General features: G+C 49.6%; 21 protein-coding genes, 16 tRNA genes, 1 rRNA gene and 1 pseudogene. 5 read left to right on the top strand and 34 right to left on the bottom strand.

All coding sequences use genetic code 11. The features are described 5' to 3' along the window. Window positions 1-22: 22 nt before the first annotated feature. Both zwf and AC0YNV_RS12695 read right to left on the bottom strand, forming a co-directional pair. Window positions 23-1,579 carry a glucose-6-phosphate dehydrogenase gene (zwf, locus tag AC0YNV_RS12700; RefSeq protein WP_475768442.1) on the bottom strand — a complete coding sequence of 519 codons (1,557 nt, stop codon included), beginning with the start codon at window positions 1,577-1,579 and terminating at the stop codon, window positions 23-25. 136 nt (window positions 1,580-1,715) lie between these two features. Then, window positions 1,716-2,546 carry a YwmB family TATA-box binding protein gene (locus AC0YNV_RS12695; protein ID WP_475768441.1) on the bottom strand — a complete coding sequence of 277 codons (831 nt, stop codon included), beginning with the start codon at window positions 2,544-2,546 and terminating at the stop codon, window positions 1,716-1,718. Window positions 2,547-2,633: 87 nt separating this feature from the next. Between AC0YNV_RS12695 and AC0YNV_RS12690 the strand changes: the two genes are divergently transcribed. Both AC0YNV_RS12690 and AC0YNV_RS12685 read left to right on the top strand, forming a co-directional pair. Then, window positions 2,634-3,041 carry a hypothetical protein gene (locus AC0YNV_RS12690; protein WP_475768440.1) on the top strand — a complete coding sequence of 136 codons (408 nt, stop codon included), beginning with the start codon at window positions 2,634-2,636 and terminating at the stop codon, window positions 3,039-3,041. Window positions 3,042-3,168: 127 nt separating this feature from the next. Further along, a complete protein-coding gene (locus tag AC0YNV_RS12685; protein WP_475768439.1) occupies window positions 3,169-4,446 on the top strand; it encodes a hypothetical protein in 1,278 nt (425 codons plus the stop codon). Between the two features lie 146 nt (window positions 4,447-4,592). Here AC0YNV_RS12685 and AC0YNV_RS12680 read toward each other — a convergent pair whose 3' ends face one another. Beyond that, a complete protein-coding gene (locus AC0YNV_RS12680; protein ID WP_475768438.1) occupies window positions 4,593-5,978 on the bottom strand; it encodes a molybdopterin molybdotransferase MoeA in 1,386 nt (461 codons plus the stop codon). A gap of 108 nt (window positions 5,979-6,086) precedes the next feature. Here AC0YNV_RS12680 and mobB point away from each other — a divergent pair, with 108 nt between their 5' ends. Further along, entirely contained in the window at window positions 6,087-6,698 is a 612-nt protein-coding gene (gene mobB / locus AC0YNV_RS12675; protein ID WP_475768437.1) for a molybdopterin-guanine dinucleotide biosynthesis protein B, read from the top strand. A 134-nt stretch (window positions 6,699-6,832) separates the two neighbouring features. Here mobB and AC0YNV_RS12670 read toward each other — a convergent pair whose 3' ends face one another. The 12 genes from AC0YNV_RS12670 to AC0YNV_RS12615 form a co-directional block, all read right to left on the bottom strand. Further along, complete coding sequence (locus AC0YNV_RS12670) at window positions 6,833-7,510, bottom strand: response regulator (RefSeq protein ID WP_210038118.1); 678 nt, start codon at window positions 7,508-7,510, stop codon at window positions 6,833-6,835. A gap of 21 nt (window positions 7,511-7,531) precedes the next feature. Continuing rightward, the gene (locus AC0YNV_RS12665; RefSeq protein WP_379113911.1) at window positions 7,532-8,617 is read right to left on the bottom strand and encodes a sensor histidine kinase; all 1,086 of its coding nucleotides are present in this window, start codon (window positions 8,615-8,617) and stop codon (window positions 7,532-7,534) included. Between the two features lie 89 nt (window positions 8,618-8,706). Further along, window positions 8,707-9,426 carry a PspA/IM30 family protein gene (locus AC0YNV_RS12660; protein ID WP_210038117.1) on the bottom strand — a complete coding sequence of 240 codons (720 nt, stop codon included), beginning with the start codon at window positions 9,424-9,426 and terminating at the stop codon, window positions 8,707-8,709. 2 nt (window positions 9,427-9,428) lie between these two features. Next, on the bottom strand, window positions 9,429-9,935 hold the full coding sequence (locus AC0YNV_RS12655; RefSeq protein WP_475768436.1) for a PspC domain-containing protein: 507 nt from the start codon (window positions 9,933-9,935) through the stop codon (window positions 9,429-9,431). Further along, window positions 9,932-10,627: a PspA/IM30 family protein gene (locus AC0YNV_RS12650; protein WP_210038115.1), complete on the bottom strand. Its 696-nt coding sequence runs from the start codon at window positions 10,625-10,627 to the stop codon at window positions 9,932-9,934. The genes AC0YNV_RS12655 and AC0YNV_RS12650 overlap by 4 nt, the downstream gene beginning before the upstream one ends. Window positions 10,628-10,681: 54 nt before the next feature. Further along, window positions 10,682-10,972 carry a LiaF transmembrane domain-containing protein gene (locus tag AC0YNV_RS12645; protein WP_210038114.1) on the bottom strand — a complete coding sequence of 97 codons (291 nt, stop codon included), beginning with the start codon at window positions 10,970-10,972 and terminating at the stop codon, window positions 10,682-10,684. A 429-nt stretch (window positions 10,973-11,401) separates the two neighbouring features. Next, on the bottom strand, window positions 11,402-12,973 hold the full coding sequence (locus AC0YNV_RS12640) for an ABC transporter substrate-binding protein (protein WP_475768435.1): 1,572 nt from the start codon (window positions 12,971-12,973) through the stop codon (window positions 11,402-11,404). 121 nt (window positions 12,974-13,094) lie between these two features. After that, complete coding sequence (locus tag AC0YNV_RS12635) at window positions 13,095-14,030, bottom strand: carbohydrate ABC transporter permease (RefSeq protein WP_475768434.1); 936 nt, start codon at window positions 14,028-14,030, stop codon at window positions 13,095-13,097. Window positions 14,031-14,049: 19 nt separating this feature from the next. Next, window positions 14,050-15,033 (bottom strand): ABC transporter permease, encoded by a 984-nt coding sequence (locus AC0YNV_RS12630; RefSeq protein WP_475768433.1) that lies wholly within the window; start codon window positions 15,031-15,033, stop codon window positions 14,050-14,052. Between the two features lie 99 nt (window positions 15,034-15,132). After that, window positions 15,133-15,321, bottom strand: a complete 189-nt coding sequence (locus AC0YNV_RS12625) for a helix-turn-helix domain-containing protein (RefSeq protein WP_475768915.1) — start codon at window positions 15,319-15,321, stop codon at window positions 15,133-15,135. 15 nt (window positions 15,322-15,336) lie between these two features. Continuing rightward, entirely contained in the window at window positions 15,337-16,737 is a 1,401-nt protein-coding gene (locus tag AC0YNV_RS12620) for a response regulator (RefSeq protein ID WP_475768432.1), read from the bottom strand. Further along, window positions 16,715-18,430 carry a sensor histidine kinase gene (locus AC0YNV_RS12615; protein ID WP_475768431.1) on the bottom strand — a complete coding sequence of 572 codons (1,716 nt, stop codon included), beginning with the start codon at window positions 18,428-18,430 and terminating at the stop codon, window positions 16,715-16,717. The genes AC0YNV_RS12620 and AC0YNV_RS12615 overlap by 23 nt, the downstream gene beginning before the upstream one ends. 319 nt (window positions 18,431-18,749) lie before the next feature. On the opposite strand from AC0YNV_RS12615, the pseudogene AC0YNV_RS12610 reads away from it, so the two are divergent. After that, window positions 18,750-18,902: pseudogene (locus AC0YNV_RS12610) on the top strand (TetR/AcrR family transcriptional regulator); the annotation flags it as partial. Window positions 18,903-18,908: 6 nt separating this feature from the next. Next, the gene (locus AC0YNV_RS12605) at window positions 18,909-19,328 is read left to right on the top strand and encodes a TetR family transcriptional regulator C-terminal domain-containing protein (protein WP_475768430.1); all 420 of its coding nucleotides are present in this window, start codon (window positions 18,909-18,911) and stop codon (window positions 19,326-19,328) included. Window positions 19,329-19,571: 243 nt separating this feature from the next. Here the strand turns inward: AC0YNV_RS12605 and AC0YNV_RS12600 are convergent, their stop codons facing one another. The 19 genes from AC0YNV_RS12600 to AC0YNV_RS12510 all read right to left on the bottom strand — a co-directional run. Continuing rightward, window positions 19,572-19,928: a VOC family protein gene (locus tag AC0YNV_RS12600; protein ID WP_475768429.1), complete on the bottom strand. Its 357-nt coding sequence runs from the start codon at window positions 19,926-19,928 to the stop codon at window positions 19,572-19,574. Between the two features lie 71 nt (window positions 19,929-19,999). Beyond that, window positions 20,000-20,812, bottom strand: a complete 813-nt coding sequence (locus tag AC0YNV_RS12595) for an SDR family NAD(P)-dependent oxidoreductase (RefSeq protein WP_475768428.1) — start codon at window positions 20,810-20,812, stop codon at window positions 20,000-20,002. A gap of 964 nt (window positions 20,813-21,776) precedes the next feature. Continuing rightward, a tRNA-Leu gene (locus AC0YNV_RS12590) sits at window positions 21,777-21,858 on the bottom strand. Window positions 21,859-21,865: 7 nt separating this feature from the next. Next, a tRNA-Arg gene (locus AC0YNV_RS12585) sits at window positions 21,866-21,942 on the bottom strand. Window positions 21,943-21,961: 19 nt separating this feature from the next. Then, a tRNA-Cys gene (locus tag AC0YNV_RS12580) sits at window positions 21,962-22,035 on the bottom strand. A 7-nt stretch (window positions 22,036-22,042) separates the two neighbouring features. Continuing rightward, window positions 22,043-22,117: transfer RNA gene (locus AC0YNV_RS12575), tRNA-Gly, on the bottom strand. 7 nt (window positions 22,118-22,124) lie between these two features. Beyond that, window positions 22,125-22,199, bottom strand: a tRNA-Gln gene (locus AC0YNV_RS12570). 29 nt (window positions 22,200-22,228) lie between these two features. Then, a tRNA-His gene (locus AC0YNV_RS12565) sits at window positions 22,229-22,304 on the bottom strand. Between the two features lie 15 nt (window positions 22,305-22,319). After that, window positions 22,320-22,393, bottom strand: a tRNA-Trp gene (locus AC0YNV_RS12560). 9 nt (window positions 22,394-22,402) lie between these two features. Continuing rightward, window positions 22,403-22,488, bottom strand: a tRNA-Tyr gene (locus AC0YNV_RS12555). 5 nt (window positions 22,489-22,493) lie between these two features. Next, a tRNA-Thr gene (locus AC0YNV_RS12550) sits at window positions 22,494-22,569 on the bottom strand. Between the two features lie 20 nt (window positions 22,570-22,589). Beyond that, window positions 22,590-22,665, bottom strand: a tRNA-Phe gene (locus tag AC0YNV_RS12545). A gap of 12 nt (window positions 22,666-22,677) precedes the next feature. Further along, a tRNA-Asp gene (locus AC0YNV_RS12540) sits at window positions 22,678-22,754 on the bottom strand. A 35-nt stretch (window positions 22,755-22,789) separates the two neighbouring features. Then, a tRNA-Met gene (locus AC0YNV_RS12535) sits at window positions 22,790-22,866 on the bottom strand. A gap of 27 nt (window positions 22,867-22,893) precedes the next feature. Continuing rightward, window positions 22,894-22,969 (bottom strand) — tRNA-Val (locus AC0YNV_RS12530). A gap of 79 nt (window positions 22,970-23,048) precedes the next feature. Continuing rightward, window positions 23,049-23,123 (bottom strand) — tRNA-Glu (locus AC0YNV_RS12525). Window positions 23,124-23,178: 55 nt separating this feature from the next. Further along, window positions 23,179-23,269: transfer RNA gene (locus AC0YNV_RS12520), tRNA-Ser, on the bottom strand. A gap of 3 nt (window positions 23,270-23,272) precedes the next feature. After that, window positions 23,273-23,348, bottom strand: a tRNA-Asn gene (locus AC0YNV_RS12515). Window positions 23,349-23,470: 122 nt separating this feature from the next. Then, a 23S ribosomal RNA gene (locus tag AC0YNV_RS12510) occupies window positions 23,471-23,581 on the bottom strand; the annotation flags it as partial.

The following is a 23,581-nucleotide window of genomic DNA, read 5'->3' as shown; positions in this document are numbered from 1 at the left end:
GTGGACTTTTATGGTGAAACTACTATTTGGAGCTTCCCGATATCCAGATGACGTTATCCTCATCCTGGCCGTTTACCGGCCACCAATGATAACCGTCCTCGGCAAGGAGCTTGTCTGTTTGCTCGGGTCCCCATGAACCGGCCGGGTAAAACTGCAGACTGTCGTCATCTTCTCTCCATGCCTCGGCGATCCGGTCAACGAACGACCAGGCCTGGGCCACTTCATCCCAACGGGTGAAGTAAGTCGACTCGCCGCGCGCAGCATCATAGATGAGACGTTCATAAGCCTCTGGCGTATTCAAGCCGACCTGGCAGCTTTGGCAGAACTCCATGGCAACCGGCTGTACAACATTGTCGACGCCCGGTTTTTTGGCATTGATTTTGATGTATATGCCTTCCATCGGATTAACGCGGATGACGAGCAGGTTTGGTGAAAGATCATGGCGCCGCGCGAACAGAATATTGTCAGGTACGTTTTTGAATTCGATGACGATTTCCGTTGTCTTGACCGGAAGCCGTTTGCCGGTGCGGATGTAGAAGGGTACGCCTGCCCAGCGGAAATTATCCGCAAACACCCTGGCTGCAAAATAGGTCTCGGTTTTGGATTCCGGATTCACGGAGTCTTCCTGCCGGTACCCGCTCAATGATTTATCCTTGGCTGAGCCCTCTGAATATTGGCCCCGTATAACATTCTGCTTCACTTCCTCGCCGCTAGCGAAGCGGCGGAGCGAACGGAATACTTTAACCTTCTCGTCGCGGATATCCTCGGGATGAAGCCTGCTCGGCGGCTCCATGGCAATCATCGCCAGCATCTGCAATAAATGATTCTGCACCATGTCGCGCAGGGCGCCGGATTTATCATAATAGCCTCCCCGTTCTTCAACGCCGACGGTTTCGGACAATGTAATCTGCACATTGGCGATGTGCTTATTGTTCCAGAGCGGCTCGAAGAACGCGTTGGCAAAGCGGATAACCTCGATATTCTGAACCATTTCCTTGCCCAGGTAATGGTCAATCCGGAAAATTTCCTCTTCCTTGAACACATGACTGAGCTGCTCGTTCAGGTCGCGGGCAGATTGCAAATCGTAACCGAACGGCTTCTCGATAACAAGACGGTTCCATCCCTTCGATTCCAGCAGGCCGCCATCACGCAGATTGAGCGATACCGGTCCAAACAGCTCAGGAGACAAGGCCAGATAGAACAGGCGGTTGCCGGGAATGTCGAATCTGGCGTCAAGCTCTTCCGTCAGGTTGCTCAGCGCCCGGAAGCCGTCCAGATTATTGATGTCGAGCGACATATAGACAAAATGCTGCGCAAATTTCTGCCAAGTCTCATCGTCGCCATGCTTGTACCGGCAAAATTCGCCGATGGAATCATAAACGTCTGTACGAAATTCTTCATTCGTACGTGGTCTGCGGGCCAGCCCCACTACGGCGAAATCCTCGGCCAACTTGCCTTCTTTATATAAGCTGAAGAGCGCAGGAAAAAGCTTTCGCCGCGCTAAATCGCCTGTAGCGCCAAACAAATAATAAACCGCACCCGCTGCGGCAATTGATTCATGGTTGCTCACGTCGGTCATTCCTCATTCTCTCTTATGTATTTTTAATCAGCAAAGCCGAATTCCTACATGGATCATGTTATGTAGTTTAGCATATCAGAACGAGAGATGCTATTCATCAGCCCATAAAAAAATCTGATCCTAGCCTCAATAAATCCTAATTCCCTGCGGAATAATCACCCGTTATGAGCGGCACTCCGATTACCAGCTCCCCTTCGTCCCCGGACATAGAGTGGACCTGGGCAATCTGCATATTCACACTTTGAGTGCCGCTCATGATTTCCGAGCGCAGCTTCGGGCTCAAGTAGGTGACGCTCCGCGTATGTCCGTCATCATAAGATTCGATTTGCTTGGCAGCAGCAAGCCTTGCGAATGTTTTTGCCGAAGCGCCCGCGGCAGGCATGGCGCGGACGGTAAAGCTCCCCTTTAACGGCACTCTCTCTTCCACTGCCATCTCCTCGATTTCGGCGGCCGATGCTTTTATGATATCCAATTTGCTGCCTTTATCCGGCTGCAGCAAAATAATTAATTGCACGGGTGCCTTCCCGTCCGCTTGAATAGACGCTCCCTCGGACGGATTCTTCTGACGATCCGCCTGTTCCTGATACCAAACCGTAACGGCCGGCTTGTCCATCCCGCCGCCAATTGATCCTTGATACGCATCGCCAAGCGGGGAGCTAATGGGGGACATTTCTATATGAAGCCTTTCCGCCAAACGGCTGGCGGTGTCTGCAGCAGCTTCTCCATCCCAGCGGAAAGTCCAGCCCGCCTGCTGCGCACCCTCTGCAAATTCGCGGTCACCCCATCCCCAGAAGGCAGTTAAATCCGCGAGCAGATGGCTGCTCTCAGAACCATCAGGCTGATTCTGGCTGGCCTGCCATAATCCTGCCGCTGCCGCCAATGTAACAACAATCAGAGCGGCAAAAATACCTGTCCGTTTTTTTGATTCGGGTCCTTGGTCCTTCTGCGTATGCGTCTTGACTCCCATGAACAAATTCCTCCTTAAGCATCAGCTTCAAAACGCGTCTGGAGTGGGTAAATAACCATACACATCCGTACCTGGTTGAATACACTGTTGAAAAGCAATCAGGGAGGTATCAATCTAGGGATGGGATTCAGTTTCCCGCTTCATGAGGAGCATATCAACCGATTTTGCGGAATGCCCGTATGCATTATCACCCACGATGGCAGTCGGCATGTCGGCATTTTGAGCAGATGCGAAGGCGACAGGGTATATTTAAACGAAAGACCCGACCAACTGCTGAGCACTTCAGCAGAGTTACAGAGCGGACTCCTGAGCGTACCCCATATATCCAAGAAAAAAGGCAAATCCACAAAATTGAAATCAAAAGCCGCAATCCCGCAGTCAGCCAAGGCTCAAGTCAAAGCTTTTGGCCCGTACGGTTACGGATATGGCTACAACCCATTTGTTGAATCGTTTATTGATTTATCATTGATTGCGTTCTTGTTTCTTCTTATATAACAATGTCAGAGCAGCAGATGAATGGCCAGAAACAGACAGCCCGCGCGCCATCTTGCACAAAAGCCGCGAGGGCTGTCTTCTCTCGCAGGCGCTTTAAATATTCAAATATTCCCGGAGGTGATGGTTCATGATCGATCCTGTGTCACCCATTTCGCGTAATCAGCTTTATGCCGTGCAGCCAGCTATTGAGGCGGATCAATATCCATTTACATATGATGGAGAGACTTCTTCTTCTAACAGGGGCGGCTCTTTCCATAATAGCAGATCCTTCCAGATTCCGCCTCATGCAGGGAAAACAATGAAGCATGCGGCTGATTTTGCCTCATCGTGGCTGAGACAGAGCTTCGAGCTGAGGGCTGCCGCCAATACGCTGGCTAACAAGAGCACCTCTGCTTTTGAGCAGCGTTCGGTTATTTCTACCGATCCTGACGCCGTAACGGGACAAGCCTCATTCGAAGCAAGCCGGGCCTCCTTCGAGGTTCAGGCACTTGCCATCGCCAAACCGCAGCGTAATACCGGTTACGATCTGACCCGATCAGCGCCATCTATTGTCAGCGCCGGAACCCATACCTTTGTTATAGCTGTTGATGGCCGTCAGCGTGTTATTGCCGTATCGGTCGGCACTTCCAGCAGCAATGCCGCTTCGCTTGGCAAGATACGGGATGCACTCAACAGCGCTAAGTTCGGGATTACCGTGCTGGTTAGGGAAGATACGGCCAAAGGCACCGTCAGACTCGAGGCGGAAGCAGATAAGACAGGTGCGGAGTATTCTTTTTCATTGACTGATCTTGGCGGCAGCGCGATTGCGGCAACCGGCATCGGCACTGTTGCGGTCCCCGGAACAAACGCGGTGTACCGTCTGAATGGCGATCAACCCCGGAATTCCCATAGCAACGAAATTCTGCTTCAGGACGGCAAGGCCTCCATTCAGCTCAGAGATACAACCAAGTCTCCTGTGAAGATCAGTATCGGCTACAATGAGAAAGCCATATCTGAGCAGATGACAGCTTTGTTAAATCAAGCTAACAAGCTTAATTCGGTTTATGACGACGCCTCCGATTATTTGAATAAATCGCTCAAGCAAAGCGTGGATCAGCCATTAAAAGAAGCTGCGTCGGCCCGTATCGGGATCTGGCAATCAGCCGCCGGTGAATGGAAATTGAATGAAAAAAAACTCAGTGCGGTTATTGCCGGGCAGCCGGAAGAGGTTCGGCGGATCGTCACCGGGCTGGACGGGATTGCACCGCGGCTGGCCAAGTCTCTGGCCCGCTTCGAGCAGCTGCCCGCCGATGCCTTATTAAGCCCTTCCTCCCCGGAATTCCAATCCTTTATGGCCTATCAGGCCTCCATGCAGTCCTGCCTGCAGCTGCAAATGAATGGAGTGCTCGTCAATTCCACCATTTGAAGAGTGAAAGAACATGCAGGTGGTCCGCCCCCAAGCAGGTTATATTATAGATAAGTACTTTAATGAATTTTCACCGTGCGCAGCTCCCGGCGCGCGGTGCGGCGCTGCATGACGGCGGTCGGCCACATGCTGCCCTCAAGCGCCAGCTACAGAAGCAGCACATCAACAAGCGTGCCTGCACGCGGTCCTGACGGTCCAGCCGGAATCCGGATCAGCCCTTCCGCGTCCGGGATGGAAGCCATCATGCTCGACTTTCCGAAGGCAAGCGGATCGGCATGCAGCATTCCCTGATCCACATACAAGCGGGTCCGCACAAACCGCTCATGCGGAGAGCCTTTCTCATAGGAGGCAGCAAGCCTGGCCGTCATGACCTTAGGCAGCGCTGCTTCCCTGGAGGAACCCTGCATATGCAGAATCGCCGGCCGGACAAACAATTCGAAGCCTACGAAGCAGGCTCCGGGATTGCCTGACAAGGCGAGCAGCAGCTTGCCTTGCACAATGGCTGCGGAAGTCGGGCTTCCCGGACGCATCGCCACTTTATTGAACAACAGCCTGTCACCTGCCTGTCCGGACCCTTCATTGGAAGGGTCTTTGTCAGGCTCACCGGGGCGAAGGCCGTGCATAACGGCGGCCATGATATCGTAGTCACCCACCGAGACGCCTCCGGTGGTTACCACGATATCGGCTTGGGCAAGCGCCGAAGCAAGCGCTTGGACGACCGTGGTCCGGTCGTCCGCAAGCCTTCCGAGCGGCAGCGCAACCGCGCCGCTCTGCTCCGCCATTGCCGCGACCATGGCGCTGTTGCTGTCGCGGATGCTGCCCGGCGCAAGCGGAGCCGCGACCGGCAGCAGCTCCGCGCCGGTCGCGAGCACCGCGACGCGCGGGCGCGCAAACACCGGCACATTGGCATAGCCGAATGTGCCGAGCAGAGCCAGATGGCCCGGACGCAGCAGCGCGCCGGCCTCAGCAAGCAGGCTTCCCCGGCGGAATTCCTCGCCGGGCGGCGCAATGTTCTGACCGGGCGCGGCGGCGCGTTTCACCCACACCACCGGCTGCCCGCCCTCCCAGGAGTCCTCCGTCTGCTCCAGCATGACGACGGCGTCCGCCCCTCCGGGAACTGCCCCGCCGGTCATGATGCGCACGGCGGTTCCCCGCTCAACGGCCACCGGGGCAAGCTCCCCTGCGGCCACGGCGTAAACCACGCGCAGCGCCGCCGGAGCCTGCGGCGAGGCTTGCGCCGTATCGGCGCTGCGGACGGCGTAACCGTCCAGTCCCGACCGCGCAAAGGGCGGCCAGTCGCAGCTTGCGCGCATCTGCTCCGACAGCCGCCGGCCGGCAGCCCGTTCAAGCGGCACGATTTCGTGCCCGCCAGGCCGGACTGCCTCAAGCACAAGACGCGCCGCTTCATCCACCTTCACTGCGCGCCTGTCAAATCGCGACGATCCCTGCAGGTCCTGCACAATCGTCCTCCTCCTGCTGCTGTCATCCAGGCTAAGCTGTATAATGATGACGCTACCAATTAATTTTGCCATGCATGCGTGCTAACCCTTCAATTGTATCATTACCGGCAGAACCGCTCCATAGCTGGAGCAGAAAAAGGGCTGTCCCCCTCATTCGCAATATTATGATAAAGTAATGGTATGACAACTTCTAATTCGAATCCTTCCCGGACCACTCCGGTCTTTGTTTTGCAAATTGTCGGCTTCAAGAACAGCGGCAAAACTACATTAACCGCGGAAATGATCCGGCGCTTCAAGGGGCTTGGCTTCAAAGTCGGCACCATCAAGCATGATGCCCATCATTTCACGATCGACACGCCGGGCACGGATACGTGGAAGCACCAGCAAGCCGGCGCGGATGTCACGGCTATCAGCTCGCCCGAGCGCAGCGCCATCATGAGAAACAGCCCGGAGCCGCTTCATGGGCTTTTGGCACAGATGGCCGATATGGATATCGTTTTTGTCGAAGGCTTCAAACACGAGCTATATCCCAAGCTTGTTCTGCTGAAAGAACCGGAGGATATGAAGCTTCTGCTTACGCTTCATGCCGTAGCGGCCGCCGCAGTTTGGCCGTCATTTTGCATACCCGCTGCGAATAGCGGTGTACCGTCGGATACTCCGCAACCGATTACCGATCATGTTTCCGCTGCCGCGTCATTCTCTCTGGAAGAAGACCGGAAGTTGTTCCAGCTGGAGGATTTAACCGGTATATGTCAATGGATTCATGCTCAATTGATGAAACATCGTGAGTGAGAGTGAGTGAATACGGGGATGGGGCAATTTCTTTGGAAATGGATAAAAGCCGCTTCCCCAACTAAACGGGTACGGCTTCCATGTTTTTCCTCTCATGCGGTCACAGCTTCAATGCGGCACAGTCCATAATTAAATTAATCCGCCAACCCCTGCTTGTGCGCATAAATCGCGGCTTGTGTACGATCATCCACGCCAAGCTTGGCAAAAATATTCGTTACATGAAATTTGACGGTCTTGATGCCGATAAACAGCGTTTCGGCAATCTCCTGGTTGGACTGTCCTCTGGCTACGCATTTCAATACATCCATTTCCCGCTCGGTCAGCTGCTCATGCGCAGGGCGCACCGAGTCTGCCTTGGGCTGGCGAAAACGGTTCATCATCTTCGCGGCAACCTGCTGCTCCAACACCGACTGCCCTCTTGCGGCAGCGCGGATCGCATCGGCGATTTCGTTTGCGCGCGAGGTTTTGAGCAGGTAGCTGAAGGCCCCTGCCTCTATAACCGGATACATTTTGCTGTCGTCCAGATAGCTGGTTAATACAATGACTTTACAGTCGGGATACAGTTCCAGCAGCTTGCGTGTCGTCTCGACCCCGTCCATCCCTTCCATAACCAGATCCATCAGAACAACATCCGGCTTATAGGCCTGGGCCAGACGGATGCCTTCCATGCCGTTGCTCGCTTCACCCACAACTTCGATGCCGTCCTCGGTATTAAGCACAGCAGCCAACCCAATTCTCACCATCTCGTGATCGTCAACAAGCAGCACTTTAATCGGTTGTTCCAATATATCCACTGAATTCGTCGCCTCCATCAAGGTGCGATTCCCCTCTCTTCATTGAACCGTAACCGGAACCTTAATGTCAATATGCACGCCTTGTCCGGGTGCAGAAGTCAGACGTATGGAACCCCCGAGCACATTGACGCGCTCTTCCATCGTCAGCAGCCCGTACGAGGTTTGTTTCTTCGCTTCCAGATCAAATCCGACCCCATTGTCCTGAAAGGTGAGCTGCACATCATTTCCATAACCCTTCAGCCGAATCAGAACCTGCTCTGCCTTGGAATGTCGAAGCGTATTGGATAATGCCTCTTGAGCGATCCGGAACAGATGATCCTCCGCCTCTGAGTCGAGCATAATCGAATCATCCACTTCCAGCGTAATGTGCATCGGCACCTTCTGTTTCAACTCCTCGACCAGACTGTATAAAGCCTGCCCCAGGTTCTTGCCGTCCAGATGAATGGGCCGAAGATGCAGCAGCAGCGCTCTCATCTCGGATTGGGCGACAGATGCCATTTCTTCAATCAACTGCACCTGGCGTTTCGCCCGCTCCCAATCCTTCTCCAAGGTACGGCTGACCGCCGTCGCCGTCATCGAAATCGCGAACAACTGCTGGCTGACCGCATCATGAAGCTCCCGCGCAAGCCGTTCCCGCTCCTGAATAACAGCCGAGAAGCGGACCTGCTCGGTCCATACTTCCTGATCCTTGGTCATTTCATCCACAGTTCCCGCTTCATGATCTACGGAAGGAAGCGTCACACGCTGCTTCTTCCGCCGCTGCTGATCGGTTAACCGTTTGATAGCGGCCCGCAGTTTAATTCCCTGCAGATAGCTGTAAACCGCAGCAGCAGCAAGTCCAACCCCAATCACGGAAAGACCGATAGCGGCCGCCTTCGTTTGCAGAGCGAACAGCTGCACATAGTTCGTTCCCTGCATGACCAGTACAATCAATCCAAGAATGACGAGCAGCCATATGACTGTCTCGGCGGCATTTCCCCGTTTACCCTGATCCCGGACTCCCTGCGGAATTCCGCCATCATTGCGCAGCATGGATGGAGCTTGACGCTGCCCTTCCGTATTCGCGCTTTCCGGTTTACGTGAATGGCCATCCGGCGGCAAATCCGCAGGCGACTTGTCAGCCATTAAAGGTTGCTCCTCTCTATGTAAAGAGCATAAAGACAAGCCACAGCCGGCGCTTCTTTTTGAAGCCCCGACTGCAGGTTTGTTTATGCTTATTCTTCTGTAACACTTGCTTTCTCAAGCGATGGCGAGGATGAAGAAGGGTTCAGCTTGTTTTTAAGCGCCTGCAGCTGCTCTTCCACCTTCAGTTGTTTCGAAGGATCCACGATCCCGGCAGAAGTGCTGCTGCCGTGCGTGCTGAATGGAACGCGCATTACATCGGCTTCCGCTTCCAGCTGCATAATTTTCTCTTCCATCCGGCCAAAGCCGCGCGATGCATTTCCGCTTTCGATGGAATGAACGGTTGTTACCTGAGCCATTTGCTTCTTGGCTTTCGCCATTTGTGCGCGGGCCGCCAGTTCATTGCGTTTGTTGCGAAGCTGATAGAACTCATCCTTCATGCCGTGCAGCTGCTGCATGAGCTCTTCTGCCTGCGCTTTTGCCCCGGCATGCATTTCACCATATTCCGTTACTTTTTGATCGAAGAAAATTTTCTCTTCCAGCAGCTTGCGTGCAAGCTCTTCCTGTTCGGCGCGAATGGCCGTTTCGGCTTTTGCCTCCCGGTCTGCCGCGCTGCGGACTGCTTCGTCCAGGCGCTGTTTCATGCGGCGCTCGTTGGCCATTTGCTTGGCGACGGTCAGCTCTGCCTGATGGATCTCGGCCTCCATATCCCGCAGATACTGATTCAGCATCACCACCGGATCCTCCATTTTATCCAAAAGCTCATGCATCGATGCCTTCGTCATATCTTTCATACGTTTAAATATACTCATTTTTAAAACTCTCCCTTCTCTTGCTTGGCTAGTTTGGCTTTCAGTTCGTCAATTTCACGGCGCAGCGCCTTGATTTCCAGCTCTTCCATCATCGCATCCAGATTGGATGCTGGCTGCCCCTGCTGCCAGTTGGCAGAACCTCGTTGGGGACCGGATGGAGGTATGTTCGGGTTTGTATTCGTATAAGAACCGTTATATCCCGGGCTTTGGCCTGGATTGGAATAGTAGCCTCCGCCATTATTCCAGCCACCGTTATTGTAGTTCCCGCCGCCATAACCGCCTGGACCGGGACCGAATCCGCCTGGGCCAAATCCATTATAGGGGATAGGCTCCTTGGGGACGACCAGACCGGCTAATATATAAACAACAATTAAAGCGCCGCTTGTAAACACAGTCAGGACAATCAGAAGAATCCGCAGCAGTGTCGCATCAACATTGAGCATCTCGGCGATGCCGCCGCATAATCCGAAGAGCTTCTTGTCCCGTCGCGACCGATACAGTTTCTTCATGACGATTTCCATCCTTCCTGCTGTAATTTGCGTTTCAGCTGTTCCATTTCCCGCTCGATGGCCGACTGGATCGTAGAGCCCGCTTCAGAGAGAAATTCTGCCCCGGCCCGGCGTATTTCACGCAGGCTTTTAGCTTCCAGCTCCATGTCGGTAATGCGGTCCTCCAGCCTGCGGAACATGCCTGATGGCTGCTGCCCGGGAGCGGCTGCTGTTGGGCCTCCGGCATAGCGGGCATTCATCCGCTGCTGCAGTCGAAGCGACTCCATCCTTGCGGCGTAATACTCACGTTTGTCGTAGACAGCCTGATACTCGCTGCGCAGCTCACGCAGCTGCTGCTCAAGGTCCTGAATGTTGTTAAGGGTCTGTTCATACAATTCGCGATACTGCAGGGCGCGTTCTTCGCTTCCCGCTTTATCCTGCAGCGCAATGCGCGCTACCTGTTCTTCGCCGGCCTTCAGAGCGATAATCGCTTGCTGCTCCCGTTTTTCCTTCATTTGCTCGGCTTGCAGCCATTGGTTTTTCAGGTGGTTCCCGTGCCCCATATATTGTTGATACAGCCGCTCGGCCTGGATGATCTCTTCACGCGTCGACCATAGAAATTGATCGATCAGCTTGACCGGATCTTCCGCTTTCTCCAGCCGCTCATTTAATGTCGCGACTGTCAAGTCACGAACCCTGCGAATAATACTCATCGGTATACCTCCTTAGTCCCGTTGTTCTTGCTTCCTTGCTGACAGCGCATGTATTTAAACACGTTTCTCACGTTTGAAAATGGATACGCCCCATACGATCAAGCCGATCGCCAGCAAAAGCGTAATCAGGCCCATCATTTTGCCAAGCAGCATGAATGCTCCAACTACAATCAGAATGCCGCCGATCACCTTGCTGTCGTTCTTCAAACCGACAACGCCCAACCCGATCAGTATGAATGGCATCAGGAATCCGATAATTCCTCCGAGATGAATACCGAAAAAATTCATTGCCACCAGACCGCCAACAATAACGAGTATAACACCAAGCGCCGATTTTCCGTTCATTGTTTGTGTCACCGCCTTTCGACCTTTTTTATATTTTTGTATTCGTTGATACCTCGCTGCGCTTGAATTTGTTTCACCGCTTTGCTTATGTACTCATTGTAGGTTATTTTCAGGGGTTTCAAAACGGACCCGCGACGGTTTTTGTTCCTAGACCTCAGTCGGGGATACGCCCCACCCGCGGACCGAAAACGGCTCACTTTTCAACCAAGCAGCCTTTTAAACCTGGGTATTATGCATAAGACGAGCTTCTTAAATGGAAAGTAAACAAACGTCGTTTGCAGGCAATTGATGGCCGGTGCGGTAATGATGGCATATACATTATAACTGATATGCTCCTTACATTGGATAATCAATAAAAACCCGTGTCTCCAAGGGACACGGGCTGGATAGCTGGACCAATCAGTTATGGTATGAACCGGTTCACGTGAATTACTTTTTCCCTGCCAGGAAGGCATCGAACTGCTCCTGCTTGGCTATGATGATTTTATCAACACCTGCCGCTTTCAATGCGGCCATATATTCCGGCATTACCTTGTCAATGTCAACGGATCCGGTTTCCAACGCTTTCTTATACTGCTTATCGACGTTTGCGATAGCGCCTACCTCGGACTTCACCTCCGCGCTGTCGAATACAAAACCAAGAGCAGGCGACGATTTGGCATTCATATTAAACTCACGGAATTTTTCCCATTTGTCCGGATCCTCCGAATCCCACACATAGTTCAGGAACTGGTTTCCAAGCTCCCAGGCTACGCCAGGCGCATACTGCTGGGAATTGGCCGAGGACGTAATAATTTCGCCATTGCGCGTATAATGATCTCCTTCGATGCCAAAGTTGATCAGATTGACGAGCTCCTTATCTGTGTGCAGCAGATTAATAAACATCATCGCACGCGCCGGGTCCTTGGAGGTCGAGGAAATGGCCAGCATCGAGCCTGCCGTTTCGTCCGTGGACACCGTTTTGCCCGTCAGGGTGATTTGATCCAATTTGCCGGACAGTCCGGCCGCATTGGCTATTTCCGCCGCTTTGCCCGGTTTTATCGGTTCGACAGTGGAGAATACATTGCCGGCTTTATAGGCGTCTCCACTGGCGAGCTGTGTTGTCGCGGCATCGCTGTTCACATAACCCTTTACATAGAAATCACGCGCCACCTTCAAATAACGTTTGTAGATGTCCAGCTCCTGTTCCATCCGTACTGTGGCATCATCCGAGCTCTTAATGATCGCCCCTGGGATCGTACTGTCACCGAGGAAATCGGTTTCGGCGAAAAAATGGGAAGTGAACAGGCCGCCGGTCGTATACAGCGGAATCATATCCGGCTTCTTTTCTTTGACCACTTTATAAATCGCATCCAGATCTTCAGCTGTTTTTACCGCACTCATATTCAGCCCCAGCTCATCCGCGATATCCTTGCGGTATACAATCCCGCCTGCCGCGGCAAGCTCCTTGTTCGTAGGAATCCCGTAATTATTCCCTTTGATTTTGGAGCCCTCCAGAAATGCCGGGTCTAACGATTCCAGGATACCCTTGCCATATTCCTGCAGCAGATCATCCGCCGCCAGGTAGGCGCCCTTGGCCACATTCTTGGCGTATCCGTTCCATGCTGCAGTGAATAGTACATCCACCGGCTCGCGGGAAGCGATCATCAGGTTCATTTTATCGTCCCATGCCCCCCAATCAATCGGCATCAGATCGATTGTCGCATTGATTTTGGCCTTCAGCAGCTTATTCATGGCCTCTTCCACTTTCTTCTCATCCGGCTGAGGCGGTCCTTCATAAACCACCTTCAGCTCATAGGGCTTCAAATCCGATGCAGGGGCCGCTGCGTTATCTTCTTTGCCTGCTGCATTATTACTGCTTATGGTTTCATTTGCCGGCTTATTTCCTCCGTTGTTATCGTTACCCCCATTATTGCTTGCTCCCCCGCACGCTGTGAGTATCAGAATGATGGCTAAAATCAATATACCTGTCAACGATATTTTACTTTTCGTCTGTTTCATGAGCGGATATACCTCCTTGAACTTTTTTATAGGCTAATCCGGCACCGCCGGTTGCAGCTGAACGGATTACTTGCTCTTATCAATAAATAGCCGAGTCGCTCCGGATTCATTTGAAGCGCATTCACCCTTTTACCGCGCCAACCGTCAGTCCTTTAATAAAATATTTCTGGAAAAACGGATAAGCCAGCACAATCGGCCCTACCCCGATGATCGCCATTGCCATGCGTACCGTCTCACTGGGAAAATTCATCATGCCGCCTGCCTTGGCAATCTCTGCAGCAGCTGTAGGATTGCTCGCCAGATACTGGATATTAGCCATCATTTTATATAACAGATACTGCACCGAGATATTCTCATTGTTGGTGATGAACACCAGGCTAAGAAACCAGTCATTCCAATAGTTCAGCGTTTGAAACAGGGCGACCGTGGCAAGCACTGGCAGTGATAACGGCATCACAATTTGAATGAAGATCCTCATCTCGCCTGCCCCGTCGATCTTGGCGGATTCCAGAACGGCAGCGGGAATGGTGGTCTGAAAGAAAGTCCTGACAATAAGCACGAAGAAAGCGGATACGATAAGCGGCATGATTAACGACCATAATGTATCCTTCAAATCCAGCATTTGCACATACACCAGATACCACGGAACCAGCCCGCCGGAGAAGAGCATCGTGAAGAATACAAAGAAGGTGAAAAATTTGGCATGGGGGAAATTCGTTCTGGAGATGGGGTATGCATATAAAGCGATAATGAGCATGCTCAATATCGTTCCGATCACGGTGACCGAGATCGTAATCCCGTAAGAATGAACAATTTGATGAATATCCCGCATAAGGAACTTATAGGCGCTCATATCAAATTGCTCCGGGATGAATTTATAGCCTTCACGAACAACGGACTGCTCATTGGAGAAGGACACCGAGATGATCAGAAGCAGCGGAATAATACATAGGAATGAATAAATAACGAAGAACAGATTAATTCCCCATGATGCCGCAGCCGGCAGTCTATTTTGCGGATTGGACATGGACGTCAGGTTTGCTTTCACAGCTTCCATTCATTTCACTCCTTGGAGACTAGAATAAAGCATTATCGCTATTGAACCTTCGGACGATCCAGTTGGCCAGAAAGACCAGCACAAACCCTACAACCGATTGCAGCAATCCCGCCGCAGAAGAGAGCCCAATATCGCCCACCGTTAGAAAAGTCCGGTACACATAGGTATCGATAACATTGGTAACCGGGAAAAGCACACCCGAATCTCTTGTCACCTGGAAGAACAATCCAAAGTCCGCATTGAAGATCCTCCCGACCTGAAGCAGCGTCATAATTGTGAGAATCGGCATAATGAGCGGAATCGTAATGCCTGTCATCTGCTGCCACTTGCCTGCCCCGTCAATCGTAGCGGCTTCATAGTATTCATCGTCAATGCCGATAATGGCGGCCATATAGATGACAGTATAATAGCCTATCCCTTTCCAAAGATTGACGAGCGGCAGAATGAAAGGCCATACCTCTTTTGTGAAATACCACCGTATGGGATCAAGACCAAGCGCCGGCAGCAGTGTCCCGTTTAAATAGCCATGCTCATCGCTCATAAATCCCAATACCAGGTATGCAATTATAATGTAAGAAAGAAAGTAAGGCAGAAACATAATGGTTTGATGCACCTTGGAGAAGAAGCGGTTCTTCATTTCGTTCAGCATAATGGCGAAAGCAACCGGAAAAATCAGGTTCAGCACAATAAACAGGGAATTATAGAGAAGCGTATTGCGTGTAATGATCCAGGCATCCGAGGTTTTGAACAAATATTGAAAATTGGTCAGTCCCGACCAAGGACTGTTCAGGATCCCGTCGGTATAATTAACCGTCTTGAATGCGATAATAATGCCGAACATGGGAATGTAATTATTCAGTACGAGAAGAACAATTGCCGGCAGCATCATCAGATAAAACATCCAGAACCTTCTGATCGTTCGAAACAGAGTGAATTTCCGGACCGTCGCACGTCCCGAATTGTAAGCGTTATCAATTACCTCCGGGGTTGCTGCTCCTTCCACCGTCTTCATCCTCCTTCGCTTTCTTGATAATTCCATCATAATAAAAAACGATGCCGCGCTCTATCGGCATCGTGACTTGATTAACGCTGTGGTGACCTCTTACTGCACATCCTGATATTTCTTGCGGTATTCCTGCGGTGTGAGTCCGGTTGTTTTCTTGAACAGTTTGGAAAAATGCGAAAAATTGCAGTAACCGACTGACATCGCAATATCGCTGATTTTATGATTGGTTTGTTTCAGCTCAGACTTCGCTTTGGACAAACGCAATTCAACCATGTAATCCGTCAGGGATTGACTGGTTTCCTACCGAAACAATCTCGACAGATAAGCGGGGTTCAGATATACATGCCCGGCAATCATTTCCCTGTTTAGATCCTTATCCAGATTAAATTCGATGAACTGCTGAACCTTCACGATAGTGTTCGATACCTCTTTTCCCTGAGTGAATAGATAATCCGCAGCTTCATCGATGAATTGCAAGCTCCATGCTTTCATGGTGACCAGCGTCTTCATTGCCGGCTCGCCATCTTTCCAATCCCCATGGGGATACACATCCGAAGGTGCCAGCTGCTTCTTCTGCAGCAGCTGAAACACCATCGTTACGAGACTGTAATAGTAATTGACCATGTAATTATGATCCACCTGCTCATTCCTCAGACGCTCAAACAGCTCGATAACCCTTAGCCTGACATCCTGCTTTTTGCCCTGCTCAATCAATACCGCCCAATCCTGGAAGCTTGGCACCGGTACCGTTAAGCTTTTGGGCTTGGTAAACGCCTCCAGACGTAATACACGGCCTGTCTGACCAACATTGCATCTTTCCATTTCCAATAAAAGCTGTGTGCCGAAGCGCAAATCACCAATCATCACCGATTCCCCGATATAGCAGGACACCACCCCATACAAATATTTGCTGCATTTTTGAATATATTCCTCACTTCGGGCGTTCAGCTCAGCCGTATGGCTTTCATCCGGAGCATACAGCAGCACAAAAATCAAACCGTTCCGATCGCTGATAACATGCCCGCACCAGTCCTTCAACAAAATCTCGTCTGCTGCATTCTTCAATGCATAAGCCATAATCTCCTCATCATGCGCATTCCATTCCTGTTTCCATTCTTCCACACTGATCAGCATTGGCTGAATCCTCTTGCTCATATCCAGCTTCAACCTGTAAAGAGCGAACAAGGGCTCGAGCTTGCCGGCAGTGGCGGGGATCCGCATACTCAGCACATCCTGCCAGAGACGCTCAATCAGAAAAGGAAGCTGTCTGTTCCACTGCTCATAATAAACCTCATACGTTTTACGCAGGGACTCCTTCTGTGCCTGTTCGCGGACACTCTCTATTGCTTTACCCACACTATCCCTCAATAGCTCATGATCTATAGGCTTGAGCAAATAGTTAAAACTGCTCAGCTGAATCGCCTGCTGGGCGTACAGGAAATCGGCATGTCCGGTTAGGAAAAGAGTCGCCGTATCCGGTGAATGCTCATTGACCCAGGCGAGCAGGTCAATTCCGTTCTCATTAGGCATATCAATGTCCGAGATCAGAACATGAATCGGATATTTGGCGAATATCTGCCGTGCTTCTTCCGCATCGTAGGCCTTATAAATATTCAGGATGGGAAGAGCCGACCAGTCAATCCCCTCCATAATCCCCCGAATGGCAATTTCCTCATCGTCAACGACCAACAGATTGAACATCGTCATCCTCCTCGTGCTCTGCTTCTGAATCCATAGCCTGAAGGGGCAGCCTGATTCGTACGGCAGCCCCTCCGCTCGCCGACTTATTGTCAAATGCAATATCCGCTTCGCCATGATAGCGCAGCTTGAGCCGCTGGATGACATTGAGAATACCGAGCCTGCTTGTTTCCGCCTGGGGAAGTACTCCATCGCCGTTCAGCTGCTCCAGCACATCATCGGGGAAACCAACGCCGTTATCCTCGACTACAATCGACACGAATCGATTCCCCCCATCAAATACGATGCAGCCTGTCAATTGAATGAAGAATGGCTCCTTCCGGTTGACAAAGCCATGGATAATGGCATTTTCTACAAAGGGCTGGAGGGATAATGCCGGCAGAGTGACCGATTTCAGGCGTTCCGGAATATCGTAACTGCAGTAGAGCTTGTTCGGAAACCGAAACTTTTGAATTTCGATATAGCTCTCAATATGCTTCAGCTCTTCCGCCAGACGAATAGAATCCTGATTTATCCTCATTATGAAGCGGAAATAATCCGCCAGATGGAGCGACATCTTCTTCACCGAGTCATAATCCTTCAACGCGGCGAAATTATAAATTATATTCAGGCTGTTCATATAGAAATGGGGATTGATTTGGGCCTGCAGCTGCTTCAGTTCCATTCGCTGCGCCCGGATTTGCTCTTCATACATTCCAATCTTCAGTAGCTTGATCTGCTGCGCCATATTATTGAAGGTATTGGCCAGAAATACGAATTCTATCGTTTCATTCGTGTGCAAGCGGACGTCAAGAATGCCAAGCGACAGCTTTTTCATTCCCTTGATGAGCTGATGAAGCGGATTAAAAATCATTTGCCGGATAAAGAGCAGATACAAAACTAGCACCAGGATGAAACCGAACGCCATTATATAAGTGGCCTTCTGAAAATAAGGCAGTCCCTGCAGCATATAGCTCTCCGGTATAATGATGCTGATCGTCATATCGGCGACTTTACTGGATCGTTCTATAACCATATATTTCTGGCCGTCAACTTTATTTTTAATAATCTGATAAGGCTTGCTCAGCAGCATCATATCGTTGAGCGGGACCTTAGGGTTCGGGTTTGCCAGCGATTTGGCCAATTGAATGCCATTGCGGCGGTAAATGGCACTCTCACCGATGTCCCCGTGATCCCATTGAATCGACAACAAATCCAGCAAATCGGCAATATTGATAATAGCCCCTACATACAGGCCATCAGTAACCTGGAACACTTTGACGAGAAAATCACGCCCTGGCACCAGATCGTCCTCCCAAAGCATCCACTGGCTGACCTCCCCAGGCTTCTGCATGGCAACAATGCGTGCGGTATTATTTTTTAATACCTGCTGTGTGCTCGTGTAAGGTCCGGAAGTACTGAAAATGATATCGCTTTCATGAAATAGAAAAACAGTGTCAATAGGCTTGTAAAATCCGATATCCCGGTTAAGCTTATTTAAAATTCTGATCTTCGTCAGTACGTAATTATCGCTTCCATAGGGAAAGGACATAAGCAGACCGGCATCGGAATCCAATACGGCGAGCTTCTTCAAATAATCGTCTACCTCAAGCAGGCTTCGGTCGGTTTGGCTGACGAAAATATTGAGGGTATTCTGATACGTTTCCGATACCTTGTCACGGACAATGTTTTTGGCATACCAATTATTGATGACCAAAAAGGCGACAACCGGCAGCATAACCGCAAAAAAGCTGATAATTAATTGGGTCTTTACAGAGCGTCTCAGCGTGGCCCATCCCCTTATCTCCTAATTAGTGTAAGTCTATCAGGAGGGAATCGGTTAAGCAATAAAGAGTTCGCGGTTCGAACTGTGTGGGGCATCAAAAAAACGGAGGATTTACGGGAGAATTTTTTTACCCGATCGTTTCATTTGTACCGAAAATACGATCGGTTTGTCTTTTATTGTGTGATTGACATGTCTCTCATATACCCCATAAGATAAGATAAACAGTCGGGCATAAAGGGAGAGACTAAAAATTCGAAAAGGTGAAAAAACAAAGCAGTATGTAATCGGAAAGACTTCTCTTTTACTTAACCAACGCGGCTATTTATCCACCTCTCTGGCTGAAATAACGGATGCGACCGGTCTGCAAAAGGGAGGATTATATAATCATTTCAGAGATAAGGAAGACCTGATGATTGAATCGTTCAAATACTGCTGCTTCCTGGTTAATGAACGCGTAGAGTCAGCAATCGCATCTGAATTGACATCGATCGATCAACTCCTTGCCTTTACAGACTTTTACTGCAATCTGGATTTTCCCGGCGGATGTCCGATAACCAATGCGGCTGTTGAAGCGGATGCTGTATCAGCCCCTCTGTATCGCCATGCGCAGGAGGCTATGAAAGGATTATTGATTCGGCTTGAAGAGATTATCGGCACAGGTATAACCAAGAGTGAGATTCGACCAGACGTTAATCCTCAAGATACCGCATTAGTCATCCTCTCGGCAATTGAGGGAGGCCTTCTGATGAAAAAGCTCTTTCCTTCCTCCACTTCAATGACAGCGGTCAGGAATCAGCTCGTTCGGTATATAAGCAGTGATTTGAAATAATCATACCGCCAAAAATTAAACAGCTCTGGACAATGATTCAACCATTAAGCTTTCGGGTTAAAGCCAAGTCCACTCATGAAGATGGGTACATCAAATTCTTCTGTTTAAGAAAAAGAATTCGTACCCATCCATGATAACGGAACGGACATTATAATTGATAATACACGGGATCCGAAAATCGTTTCACTAGCCTCAGATCGCTCTTTACTGGCAAGACGGCTCTGTTTTTTAGTTCAGCTGCTTTTAAGAGTACGGCTCCAAATATTCCAGAACACTGCCATCCGGATGCTTAACAACGATGAGCGTTCCTACAGGATTGGATATTGGACCACGGAGAATAGATACCCCATTTTCAGCAAAGAAATTCTTAAAGTCTTTAAGCGAATCCACATAGAGAATATTATGAATATCCGATACAAATGATAATGCTTCATCGGTACCTGCTACAAGAACAAATTGGCCTACTATAGAGAATTCAAGCTTAATTTCAGGCGCATTCCAACGTTTTTCACAGGCTTTACCGGCTAATTTCTCATAATAAGGCAATGCATCATCCATGTTATTCAAATGAACAGTTACGAATATTTCATTGATTTTCAAAATTACATCTCCCCGAAATACCTCAGCGATTATTCAAATCCTAAGGTTCAATTCAAAGTACGTTACAATAATCAATCCGCTATTCCCGATACCTTTTCCCATGCCACAACCTCATCAATTCTTTTACTCAACGAATCGCGAATGCCATATGACGCCAATGATCCGACCGGGAAATGAAGGGGCGGTTTCTCGCTGTTGATCATGGTGATTATTGCTTTTACCGCTTTATCCTGCTTCCCTTTTTCCAAGGCATCATAACCTTTGTAGAATGCCTCATATACAGGAGCGTATTCCGGTTTTGATTCGCTCAGCTTTCTTGAACTTCCCATAAATTCTGTCTCGAATACACCTGGTTCTACAATCGTGGTTTTGATGCCAAATGCCGCAAGCTCGTCAGCCATTGCCTTTGAAAGACCTTCTACTGCAAACTTGGATGCAGCGTACATGCTGAATGCAGGGACTGCCCAGACTCCAAAGATGGATGAAATATTGACATAATGCCCTGACTTTTGCTTCTTAAAAATAGGGAGTGTTTCTCGAATCACATCAATCATACCAAATACATTGACATCAAACTGATCTCTAATTTGCTCATCCGTGTATTCTTCAAGCATGCCGAAAAGTCCATATCCCGCATTATTGACAACAATATCGATTTTTCCGAAAACCTCCAAAGCCTCTGCGACCGCAGATTGAATCTGATCCTTTTTAGTCACATCCAGCGCTGCAATATGGACATTCTCAGGTGATTTTTCCTTTAAATCAGCAATTGAATCAATATTACGTGCAGTCGCGACAATTTTATCACCTGTATCGATCAATTGCTCCACAAACTCACGACCGAATCCTGTGGAGGTTCCTGTAATAAACCATACCTTACTCATGAAAATCTCTCCTTTTTCTGTGTTTTTAACTGATACCAGTTTTATATTGATTAGAAATATACATTTCAGAATCAATTTAAGACAGACCGTTCGTTTTTTTATTATATTCATTATAAGCAGTTAAGTCAATATCCGCAGCAGATAAATAAAGTAACCAATATCAAAGAATGGTTTGACCGGATTCATACAAAACGTATTTGAAATCTGTACAAAAGCCTGATTGTTCACGAAATCCGAGATTGTTTGACACAGCAAAGGAACTTCTCCTTGTAACACATGCTGGTAAAATTTCTGATGAATTTTGTTGTTCAACTGGCAGTAAGTCCTCCATAACATTTCTTGAATACTTCCACAATCGAGCATTCTCAAACGCGAATTAATCCAGCCCTTTCTCCAGCACTTACTTAATAATTACATCACGGTACGACTAATAAACTTCTTGAATTCCTTTGAGTACGCCTCTTTAGGATCTCGTACACACCGATTTGTATGCACCAAAAGGGACTCTCTGCTCACACAAAGAATTAATCCCAGGAGAATGACGTTTATCCTGATCCCAGTAAGGATTAATCAGCTAATTTGACATACTTACGATAAAGGGAACGTTTTCAGAAACCGGTACGCAATACTACCCAACCAGTAAATCGCAATACATTTTTGTCTTATGACCTTAATTTAAGAAGTATTATAATAGTGCATGGGTTCATCAGATATAATTTCAGAAAGCTGAAGGGAAGATTACTGAATGTTTGAAAATAAGGAAATACTTGGAGGAAACAATCGGGTAATTTAACCGAAATTAAGTTGAGCATTCATTATGAAAACTTTATTATAGACGTGACACTTGCAATAAAGTCTGCCGGTACCTATCCATCTTCGTTAATTCCATTCTTATGGACATGCCTGAATTTCCAACAAAAAAAATCTAAAGGATAACCTCCTTTAGACTTTCTAATATTCAATATGGTGCCGGCGAGAGGACTCGAACCTCCACGGTTTCCCTCACGATTTTGAGTCGCGCGCGTCTGCCATTCCGCCACGCCGGCATGGACATGGCGTGCCCTAAGAGATTCGAACTCCCGACCTTTTGATTCGTAGTCAAACGCTCTATCCAGCTGAGCTAAGGGCACATCAATTATAAAACAACGGTGGAGGCGCCACCCAGATTCGAACTGGGGGTAGAGCTTTTGCAGAGCTCTGCCTTACCACTTGGCTATGGCGCCAAAAAAATGGAGCGGAAGACGGGAATCGAACCCGCGACCCTCGCCTTGGCAAGGCGATGCTCTACCGCTGAGCCACTTCCGCATATAAATGGCTGGGGATTCAGGGATCGAACCTGAGAATGACGGAGTCAAAGTCCGTTGCCTTACCGCTTGGCTAATCCCCAACATTTTCTTTTCTTTTTTAGGATAAAAATGGGGCGGACGAGGGGAATTGAACCCCCGAATGTCGGATCCACAAACCGATGCGTTAACCACTTCGCCACGACCGCCACGGTATTAAGTTTTGGCAGGGGCAGCAGGAATTGAACCCACACTAACGGTTTTGGAGACCGCTGTTCTACCTTTAAACTATGCCCCTAAGGTAAACTGGTGGAGGATGATGGATTCGAACCACCGAACTCGTAAGAGAGCAGATTTACAGTCTGCCGCGTTTAGCCACTTCGCTAATCCTCCATGAGTGGTGCCGTCGAGAGGACTTGAACCCCCAACCTACTGATTACAAGTCAGTTGCTCTACCAATTGAGCTACAACGGCATATTCAATTCTTTAAAGAATGGTGGCTCGGGACGGAATCGAACCGCCGACACGAGGATTTTCAGTCCTCTGCTCTACCGACTGAGCTACCGAGCCATCTAGTGTAAATGGCGGAGCTGACGGGATTCGAACCCGCGGTCTCCTGCGTGACAGGCAGGCATGTTGGGCCACTACACCACAGCTCCACAATATGGATCTCGGATGACTCCGAAGGTAAAGTTGGTTGCGGGGGCAGGATTTGAACCTGCGGCCTTCGGGTTATGAGCCCGACGAGCTACCGGGCTGCTCCACCCCGCGTCAATATAATACTGCTTATGCAGTTAATGGTGGAGGCTGACGGGATCGAACCGCCGACCCTCTGCTTGTAAGGCAGATGCTCTCCCAGCTGAGCTAAGCCTCCATAATGCGCGACATTTAATACTATACCTCATATTAAGTGTGCTTTGCAAGTCCTAATTCTAACTTTTTGTAAAAGAATTTGGTGACCCGTAGGGGAATCGAACCCCTGTTACCTCCGTGAAAGGGAGGTGTCTTAACCGCTTGACCAACGGGCCCTGATAAGATTTCTCATCGATCAGTATGTAATATCGAGTAATAATGATGAGATTATGGCGGAGAGAGAGGGATTCGAACCCTCGAGACACGGTTAGCGCCTACACGATTTCCAATCGTGCTCCTTCGACCACTCGGACACCTCTCCATATGGCTCCCCGAACAGGACTCGAACCTGTGACAACTCGATTAACAGTCGAGTGCTCTACCAACTGAGCTATCAGGGAACGGTAATACTTCGGGTTGTTACACCCTGAAAACTGGATACGAACGTTTGCGAAACGTTTAGCGGTTGATTCCCTTCAGCCCTTCGGCTGACGGGTGGAACAAGACTTCTCTTGTTCCGGTGTAGGATAAGCCCTCGACCGATTAGTATTCGTCAGCTGCACATCTTGCGATGCTTCCACCTCGAACCTATCAACCTGGTCGTCTACCAGGGGTCTTACGAATTGGGAAATCT

The sequence above is a fragment of the Paenibacillus sp. JT31N11 genome (assembly GCF_056269285.1).
The sequence above is the reverse complement of the archived record's forward strand: the minus strand, read 5'-3'. Positions and strand labels throughout refer to the sequence as shown.